Below are 8,748 nucleotides of genomic sequence, written 5' to 3'. Positions count from 1 at the left end.
AACGCGCACCCGCACCGCGACGCCGCCGGCAAGATCGCCGTCGTTCACAACGGCATCATCGAGAACTACGCATCCCTGCGCCACGAGCTGGAGGCCGAGGGTGTGGAGTTCGCCAGCGACACCGACACCGAGGTCGCGGTACACCTGGTCGCCCACGCGTACCGCCACGGCGAGACCGTCGGCGATTTTGCCGCGTCCGTGCTCGCAGTGCTGCGCCGGCTGGAGGGCCACTTCACCCTCGTCTTCGCCAACGCCGACGAGCCGGGCACCATCATCGCGGCGCGCCGTTCGACGCCACTGGTGGTCGGGATCGGCGACGGCGAGATGTTCGTCGGCTCCGACGTGGCGGCGTTCATTCCACACACTCGCCACGCCGTCGAACTCGGGCAGGATCAGGCCGTGGTGATCACCGCGGACGGGTATCGGATCACCGATTTCTACGGCAATGCCGACGTGGAATACCGCGAGTTTCACATCGACTGGGACCTGGCCGCCGCCGAGAAGGGCGGCTACGAGTACTTCATGCTCAAAGAGATCGCCGAGCAGCCCGCCGCGGTCGCCGACACCCTGCTCGGACACTTCGTCGACGGCAGGATCGTGCTCGACGAACAGCGGCTGTCAGACCAGGAACTGCGCGAGGTCGACAAGGTCTTCGTGGTGGCCTGCGGCACCGCCTATCACTCCGGACTGCTCGCGAAATACGCGATCGAGCACTGGACGCGGCTCCCGGTGGAAGTCGAGCTGGCCAGTGAATTCCGCTATCGCGATCCGGTGCTGGACCGCAGCACGCTGGTCGTCGCAATCTCCCAATCCGGCGAAACCGCGGACACGCTCGAAGCGGTGCGGCACGCGAAGTCGCAGAAGGCCAAAGTCCTCGCGATCTGCAACACCAACGGCTCGCAGATCCCGCGCGAATGCGACGCGGTGCTGTACACCCGCGCCGGCCCGGAGATCGGTGTGGCGTCAACGAAGACATTCCTGGCGCAGATCACCGCGAACTATCTTGTCGGATTGGCGCTGGCGCAGGCGCGTGGCACCAAGTACCCCGACGAGGTCGAGCGCGAATACCAGGAGCTGGAAGCGATGCCGGACCAGGTCGCGCGAGTGATCGCGGCGATCGAGCCGGTGTCCGCGTTGGCCCATCGATTCGCCCAGTCCTCGGCCGTGCTGTTCCTGGGACGCCACGTCGGCTACCCGGTGGCACTCGAAGGCGCCCTGAAACTGAAGGAACTCGCCTACATGCACGCCGAGGGTTTCGCGGCCGGCGAACTCAAGCACGGCCCGATCGCTCTGATCGAAGACGATCTGCCAGTCATCGTCGTCATGCCCTCGCCCAAGGGCTCGGCCATGCTGCACGCCAAGCTGCTGTCCAACATCCGGGAGATCCAGGCCCGGGGTGCGACCACCATCGTGATCGCCGAGGAAGGCGATGACGCCGTGCGGCCCCACGCCGACCATCTGATCGAGATTCCTTCCGTCTCAACCCTTTTGCAACCGCTGGTGTCGACCATTCCGCTTCAGGTATTCGCTGCGTCGATAGCGCAGGCCCGCGGTTATGACGTCGACAAGCCGCGAAACCTCGCCAAGTCCGTCACCGTGGAATAGTCGCGCAGCAATAGCGGCGAATTAGCCAGTACGGCTTGCGAGTCGAAACATCGGCGTGGCGGTCGGTGCGACTACCATTCGGCAAATGGCGATGGGGGCGATTGCTGATTCCTGCGTCCTGTGGACCGGATTCGACGTATCGATCGTGTCCAGAACCTATGCGCAATTCACCGGCATCCTCGCCGGTTTCGCCTTTGTCGTCATAAATCTGGTCCTCGACCGCGCCTATCGGCGCCGCGGCGAGGGCCGGTCGCTGGAGCCGCGTGAGATCGAGCATGAGACTCAAATAGGAATCGCACTGGTCTGTGCCTTTCTCGGACTGTTTCTCACCACGCTGCGATACGGCCTGCTTGCCGGCGAGACGGGTTGCGCCCTCACCGACGGCCGAGCCGCCTCCGTGGAAGTGCTTGCGGCCGTGTCGTTTGCGGCGTCGATCTATATGCTGCTGTACGCCATCGTGCAGTTCTTTTCGGGTTCGTCCGCGATACTCGCCAAACACTGCGTATTCATCCTGGCGACACTCGTTCCCTCGATTACCGTGTTTTTTGTCGAAGACACGCTGACGCACCTCGCGCTGGCCCTGGGCAATCCCGACACGCACCGGCCGCTGCAACCCTTGTGGGACTGGGCCACGTGGCTTTCGATCCCGATACCCGTCGCGATGACGATCGTCTCCGTCGTCGTGTGGTTCTTCGGAGCGGGGAGGCGACGATCGGAAGAACCCACCGGCCGCGTCGCGCGTCAACTCCGAATGGTCGTCCCCTACATCACCGTCGCTGTTGTTTCCGCCGTGATAGTTCGCTCCGTCGTGGCGTTGCGGTACACGAATACGGCGACACATATCGGCCCCGGCGAAGCCTGGCTGTGGGTGATTGTGCTTATCACAGCTTTGCTGATCCAAAGTGCGGCCTTGTCATTCCAGAAAGGCGTGGAAGTTCCCTTCACCGCCTCGCCGCCCGCGGCCGGCAAGTCGGCCTGAAGCCGGCGGCGCGGTAAGCGATCCGCACTTGGCCGAATCGGCCTCCGGCACGCGGCAGTTCCATTACATTGCCTCCGGAAAGCATTGCCTACGGCAAGCGGTTGGGTTGGGACTCCACAAAGGGGGAAGCGTGCGATCGGCGGGGATGAAGCTCGGCATCGTGAGTCTGGTCGTGTTGGTCGTCGGCGCCTACGTGGCCACGGTTGCGCTGTATGCCAATAGCAGCACCTGGCATCATCCGGCGGCGGCGGACAACCCGGCCGCGGGTGAAGGTCCCATGGCGACGATGACCGTCGAGGACGTTCAGTCGAACTACAGCGTTCTCGTTGCCAACATTGCCATTTCACCCGGGACCGCACTGTTGGATCCGCAGACCCAGCACCTCAACCGGGACCTGACTCTGCGAGTCAGGTCCGTGGCAACGCCCACTCGGCGCACGTGGACGAAGGGCATGCTGCCCGGTGTCTTTCCCGTCCCGCTGACCATCGCGGGCGAGATCGAGAAGTGGCCCTTCGACCAGTACCGTTCGGGGCCAATCGAAGTCGAACTACTGCACAGCGGCAGTGACTCCGTCGTGCAGCGCGTGCCCTTGACGTTCGTCAACCACCTTCCCGGTTGGCAGCTCGCCTCGACCGACGTGACCGGGCTCGGTCCGTACCGCGTGACGATGGACCGCTCGCTCAGCGCGGCGGCATTCGGCATCGTCATCCTGGGTGTGCTGGTCGCCATCGCCGGCCTGGGTCTTTTCGTTGCCGTCCAGACCCTGCGTGATCGGCGAAAGTTCCAGCCGCCCATGACCACGTGGTATGCGGCGATGCTCTTCGCGGTCGTGCCGCTGCGCAACGCACTCCCCGGCTCGCCGCCCTTCGGCGGCTGGGTCGACATCACCCTCGTCTTGTGGGTGCTCGTCGTCCTGGTGGTTTCGATGCTGCTCTACATCGCCTGCTGGTGGCGGCATTTGAGGCCCGAGGTTCCCGCAGCGCCGACGACCCCGGCGCCGTCCGCTCCCACGCCGGTACCGTCGGCAACCTGACGCGCTGCCATGGATCTGGCAGGGTACGCGTTCATGCGAACGAGAAACTGGCGGCCTTCGAAATGGCGTTGAAACGGCCGCTGCAGCCGCGCACCATCGGCATCATCGCCGTCGTCGCGTTGATTGCGGCGTATGTGAGCGTGATCGTGGTGTACAGCCATACCGCGTGCGGCTGCCCGCACCAGGTCACCGAAGCGCAGCCGGCCGCCGACGGCACGACGGTCACCATCGACCTGGAAGAGCTGCAGTCGATGAAGGGCGCGCTGAACGCCAACGTCACCGTAGCGCCGGGACCGGGGCTGCTGGACCCGGTGACGCACGGGCTCACCGAAGACCTCACCGTCGCCGTCCATTCGGCGGTCACGCCCACTAAGCGCAGCTGGTCGAAAGGAGTCGTGCCGGGCGTGTTTCCGGTCCCGCTGACCATTGCGGGCGACCCCTCGGACTGGCCCTTCGATCGCTACCATTCGGGCCCGATCACCGTCGACCTCGTCCGCGGTGGGGCGCAGGTGCCCGAACGTGTGGCCGCGACCTTCGTCGACCGTGTTCCCGGTTGGCGAGTCGAGATTCCGCCTCCCGCCAAAGCCGGTGCGCTGGAACCGTATCGAATCACCGTGCACCGGTCGCCGAGCACGGCGGTGTTTGCCTCAGTCATCGTCGTCGTGATGATCGCGCTCGCCGGCATCGGCCTCTTCGTTGCGATTCAGACTGCTCGCAACCGCCGAAAGTTCCAGCCGCCCATGACAACGTGGTACGCGGCGATGCTCTTCGCGGTGATGCCGTTGCGCAACGCCTTTCCCGACTCGCCACCGATCGGGTCGTGGATTGACGTCACGGTCGTGCTGTGGGTGATCGTCTTGTTGGTGATCGCGATGCTGCTCTACATCAATTGCTGGTGGCGGCATCTGCGGCCCGACAACGAGCAGCCCGCCGCGCCGGCCGTGGAGCCGGCGCGTAGCTGACAGGCGGCGGCCGCGTTTGCCGCCGAAGTTGTGGGGCACGAGGCCCCGCGTGTGCGAAGGTTGATGACGTGGCAAATGCATCGGTCGGATCCCGACTGCGCACTATGGGGCTCGCCGTATGGCATTTCGTCAGCGGGGCGCCGTTGACTTATGGCTGGCTGGTCGTACTGATGATCACGACGGCCATCCAGTACGAACTGCCCCAGCGGCAACTACACACGATGCTGCTGCATCATTCGACCAACATTCACGCGCTGGCCAGGGACCCGCTCGACGTGCTGTTTTCCAGCCTGCTGTGGATCGACGGGAAGAACCTGGAGCCCTACCTGCTGCTGTTCACCCTGTTCCTCGCGCCGGCCGAACACTGGCTAGGCCAACTGCGCTGGCTCACCGTGGGTTTGAGCGCGCACATCCTGTCCACCTACCTCAGCGAGGGCCTGCTCTACTTTGCGATCGAAGAGCGCGACGCCTCCGAACGCATGGTGCACGCCCGCGATATCGGGGTCAGCTACTTCCTCGTCGCCGTGATGGCCGTCCTGACGTATCACATTGCGCGGCCGTGGCGCTGGGGCTATCTCGGGGTGCTGCTCGTCATCTTCGGCTTTCCGCTGATCGTGATGGACCATGTGGAGCTGAACTTCACCGCGATCGGGCACTTCACGTCGATCATCATCGGACTCTGCTTCTACCCGTTGACCCGGCACAAAGACGGCAGGCAGTTGAGTCCGGCGCGGCTCAAGGCCATGGTGCGACGAGGCGGCGCGCCCGAGCCGTCGGCGCCTAGGTCCGCTTGGCCGTGACGTACTGCAGCTCGGAGATGGTCTCCGGCTTCGCGTCGGTGCCGGCAGGGGTGGGCAGCGAGAGACCTTGGGCAGCAAGCAATTCCGGGATACTGCTGGCAGAAGTCGTCCAGCCGTGGCCGCTCAGGTAGTCGACGACGTCGTTGCGGTCGCCGACGTACCACAGGTCGGTCATCTCGATGTCGAAGCCGTGTTCTCGCCATTGCTCGGTGACCGCGCGGATGCGGTCGGCCATCGTCTGGATGGTGTCGCTGGCGCCGCGCAGGTTCTCGGTGGCCAATTGGCTTCCCGGCGCGCTGAGCGCAGTGATGTTGTCCAGCAGCCGATCCTGGGCATCGGGCGGCAGGAACGGCAGCAGGCCCTCGGCGCTCCATGCGGTGGGCTTGGTGGGGTCCAACCCGGCGGCGCGCAACGCCGCGGGCCAGTCGTGGCGGAGATCGACCGGTACCGTACGCCGCTCGGCGGTCGGCGCGGCGCCGAGCTCGGCGAGGGTGGTGGTTTTGAAGTCGATGACCTGGGCCTGGTCGATCTCGAACACCGTGGTTCCGGCCGGCCAGTGCAGCCGGTAGGCGCGGGCGTCCAGGCCCGAGGCCAAGATCACCGCCTGGCGCACCCCGTCAGCGGCTGCGGCCATGAAGAATTCGTCGAAGAAATGGGTGCGGATCCCCATCATGTCGCCCATCCGCAACATTCCGAAGTCGCCGTTGTCGTCGACATCGCCGGGATTCAGCTCGCCGCTGGCCAACCGGGTGAAGAAGTCCACCCCGACCGCGCGGACCAAGGGCTCGGCGAACGGGTCGTCGATCAGCGGGTTGGGCGCCCGGCTGGCCAGTGCCCGTCCCACCGCGACCCCGGTGGCCGTCGCGCCCACACTGCTCGCCAGGTCCCAGGTGTCGTTCTCGGTCCGTGCCATCTTTGGCCCCCTGCCCACAGTCGTCCGGTAAACCGAGCGCGACTGTACGCCTCGTCCGTGACACGTAATCTGACTCTGATGCGGCATTACTACTCCGTAGACGCGATCCGCCAGGCCGAGGCGCCATTGCTGGCCAGCCTGCCCGACGGTGCCCTGATGCGGCGCGCAGCCTTCGGGCTTGCCACCGAGATCATCAACGAGTTACAGGCCCGCACGGGCGGGGTGGCCGGCCGCCGCGTGTGTGCGGTCGTCGGCTCGGGGGACAACGGTGGTGACGCGCTGTGGGCCGCGACGTTCGTGCGGCGTCGCGGCGCGGCGGCCGAAGCGATCCTGCTCAATCCGGAGCGCACCCATCGCAAGGGACTGGCGGCCTTCACCAAGGCCGGCGGCCGCATCGTGGAAAGTGTCTCGCCGACAACCGATCTCGTCATCGACGGCGTGGTGGGCATCTCCGGCTCGGGTCCGCTGCGACCGGCCGCGGCCGACGTGTTCGCCGTGGTCGACGATGCGGGCATCCCGGTGATTGCCGTCGACCTCCCCAGCGGAATCGACGCGGCGACCGGGGTCATCGACGGCCCCGCCGTCCAGGCCGTGCTGACCGTCACCTTCGGCGGGCTCAAGCCCGTGCACGCGCTGGCCGACTGCGGCCGCGTGGAATTGATCGACATCGGGCTGGACCTGCCCGACACCGACCTGCTGGGCTTCGAGGCGGCCGACGTGGCGGCGCGCTGGCCGGTGCCCGGCCCGCACGACGACAAGTACACCCAGGGTGTCACCGGAGTCATGGCCGGCTCGTCGACGTATCCCGGTGCGGCCGTGCTGTGCACCGGCGCCGCCGTCGCGGCCACCTCCGGCATGGTGCGCTACGCCGGCAGCGCGCACCGCGAGGTGCTCGCGCATTGGCCAGAGGTGATCGCGTCGCCCACTCCGGCATCGGCCGGGCGGGTGCAGTCCTGGGTCGTCGGGCCGGGATTGGGCACCGACGACGTCGGGGCCGCTGCGCTGTGGTTCGCGCTGGACACCGATCTGCCGGTGCTCGTGGATGCCGACGGGCTGACCATTCTGGCCGCCCACCCGGAACTAGTGGCCAACCGCACCGCGCCGACGGTGTTGACCCCGCACGCCGGTGAATTCGCCCGTTTAGCGGGTAACCCGCCCGGTGATGACCGGGTGGGTGCGTGCCGCAAGCTGGCCGACGCGTTCGGCGCCACGGTGCTGCTCAAGGGCAACGTGACCGTCATCGCGGATCCGGACGGCCAGGTCTATCTCAATCCGGCGGGGCAGTCGTGGGCGTCCACCGCAGGCTCCGGCGATGTGCTGTCGGGGATGATCGGCGCGCTGCTGGCGGCCGGCCTGCCGGCGGTCGAGGCCGCCGCGGCCGCGGCCTTCGTGCACGCGCGCGCGGCGGCCCTGTCGGCCGCCGACCCGGGTCCCGGCGAGGCGCCCACCTCGGCGTCGCGAATCGTCCCGCACATCCGAGCCGCCCTGGCGGCCCTGTAGAGAGGAAACGAAGTGCCACAACACCCGTCCCTGCCTGCGCACTCCATCGCCCCCGCCTACACCGGCCGGCTGTTCACCGCGCCCGTGCCGGCCCTTCGGATGCCCGACGAATCGATGGATCCCGACGCCGCCTACCGCTTCATCCACGACGAGTTGATGCTGGACGGCAGTTCGCGGCTGAACCTGGCGACGTTCGTCACCACCTGGATGGACCCGCAGGCCGGCCGGCTGATGGCAGAGACGTTCGACAAGAACATGATCGACAAGGACGAGTACCCGGCGACCGCGGCCATCGAACAGCGCTGCGTATGCATGGTGGCCGACCTCTTCCACGCCGACGGCCTGCGCGACGACGATCCGTCGAGCGCCACCGGCGTGTCGACCATCGGCTCCAGCGAGGCGGTGATGCTGGGTGGGTTGGCCCTGAAGTGGCGGTGGCGCGAGAAGGTCGGAAAGGACTGGAAGACGCGCACCCCCAACCTGGTGATGGGCTCCAACGTCCAGGTCGTCTGGGAGAAGTTCTGCCGTTACTTCGACGTTGAACCCCGGTATCTGCCGATGGAGGAGGGGCGCTACGTCATCACCCCGGAACAGGTCGTCGACGCCGTCGACGAGGACACCATCGGTGTGGTCGGAATCCTGGGCACCACCTATACGGGCGAACTGGAACCGATCGCCGAGATCTGCGCGGCGCTGGACAAGCTGGCCGCCGACGGCGGCGTGGACGTGCCCGTGCATGTCGACGCCGCCAGCGGCGGGTTCGTGGTCCCCTTCCTGCACCCGGAGCTCAAATGGGACTTTCGGCTAGCCCGGGTGGTGTCGATCAACGTCAGCGGCCACAAATACGGGCTGACCTACCCCGGCGTCGGGTTCGTGGTGTGGCGCAGCAAGGAGTACCTGCCCGAGGACCTGGTCTTCCACGTCAACTACCTGGGCGGCGACATGCCGACCTTCAC

The 8,748-nt window shown here is 66.6% G+C and carries 8 protein-coding genes; 7 read left to right on the top strand and 1 reads right to left on the bottom strand.

What is annotated here, in order from left to right; translation table 11 throughout:
• From glmS to JOZ00_RS17485, 5 genes are all read left to right on the top strand, one after another.
• Positions 1–1,605: glutamine--fructose-6-phosphate transaminase (isomerizing) (glmS, locus tag JOZ00_RS17505; protein ID WP_293345773.1), on the top strand; the 1,605-nt coding region annotated here is incomplete at its 5' end.
• 85 nt (positions 1,606–1,690) lie between these two features.
• On the top strand, positions 1,691–2,584 hold the full coding sequence (locus JOZ00_RS17500) for a hypothetical protein (protein ID WP_293345772.1): 894 nt from the start codon (positions 1,691–1,693) through the stop codon (positions 2,582–2,584).
• A 145-nt stretch (positions 2,585–2,729) separates the two neighbouring features.
• Entirely contained in the window at positions 2,730–3,617 is an 888-nt protein-coding gene (locus JOZ00_RS17495) for a DUF4436 domain-containing protein (RefSeq protein WP_293345777.1), read from the top strand.
• A 62-nt stretch (positions 3,618–3,679) separates the two neighbouring features.
• Entirely contained in the window at positions 3,680–4,579 is a 900-nt protein-coding gene (locus JOZ00_RS17490) for a DUF4436 domain-containing protein (RefSeq protein ID WP_293345770.1), read from the top strand.
• Positions 4,580–4,647: 68 nt separating this feature from the next.
• Entirely contained in the window at positions 4,648–5,379 is a 732-nt protein-coding gene (locus tag JOZ00_RS17485) for a rhomboid-like protein (RefSeq protein ID WP_293345768.1), read from the top strand.
• Here JOZ00_RS17485 and JOZ00_RS17480 read toward each other — a convergent pair.
• Complete coding sequence (locus JOZ00_RS17480; RefSeq protein ID WP_293345766.1) at positions 5,360–6,292, bottom strand: class I SAM-dependent methyltransferase; 933 nt, start codon at positions 6,290–6,292, stop codon at positions 5,360–5,362. The genes JOZ00_RS17485 and JOZ00_RS17480 overlap by 20 nt on opposite strands.
• 78 nt (positions 6,293–6,370) lie before the next feature.
• On the opposite strand from JOZ00_RS17480, the gene JOZ00_RS17475 reads away from it, so the two are divergent.
• Together JOZ00_RS17475 and JOZ00_RS17470 are read left to right on the top strand one after the other, a co-directional pair.
• Positions 6,371–7,792 (top strand): NAD(P)H-hydrate dehydratase, encoded by a 1,422-nt coding sequence (locus tag JOZ00_RS17475; RefSeq protein ID WP_293345775.1) that lies wholly within the window; start codon positions 6,371–6,373, stop codon positions 7,790–7,792.
• A gap of 12 nt (positions 7,793–7,804) precedes the next feature.
• Positions 7,805–8,748, top strand: a 944-nt coding sequence (locus JOZ00_RS17470; protein ID WP_293345764.1) for a glutamate decarboxylase, incomplete at its 3' end; no start/stop codon positions are given.

Source organism: Mycobacterium sp., assembly GCF_019243155.1.
In the GTDB taxonomy this organism is placed as follows: Bacteria; Actinomycetota; Actinomycetes; order Mycobacteriales; family Mycobacteriaceae; genus Mycobacterium.
The sequence above is the reverse complement of the archived record's forward strand: the minus strand, read 5'-3'. Positions and strand labels throughout refer to the sequence as shown.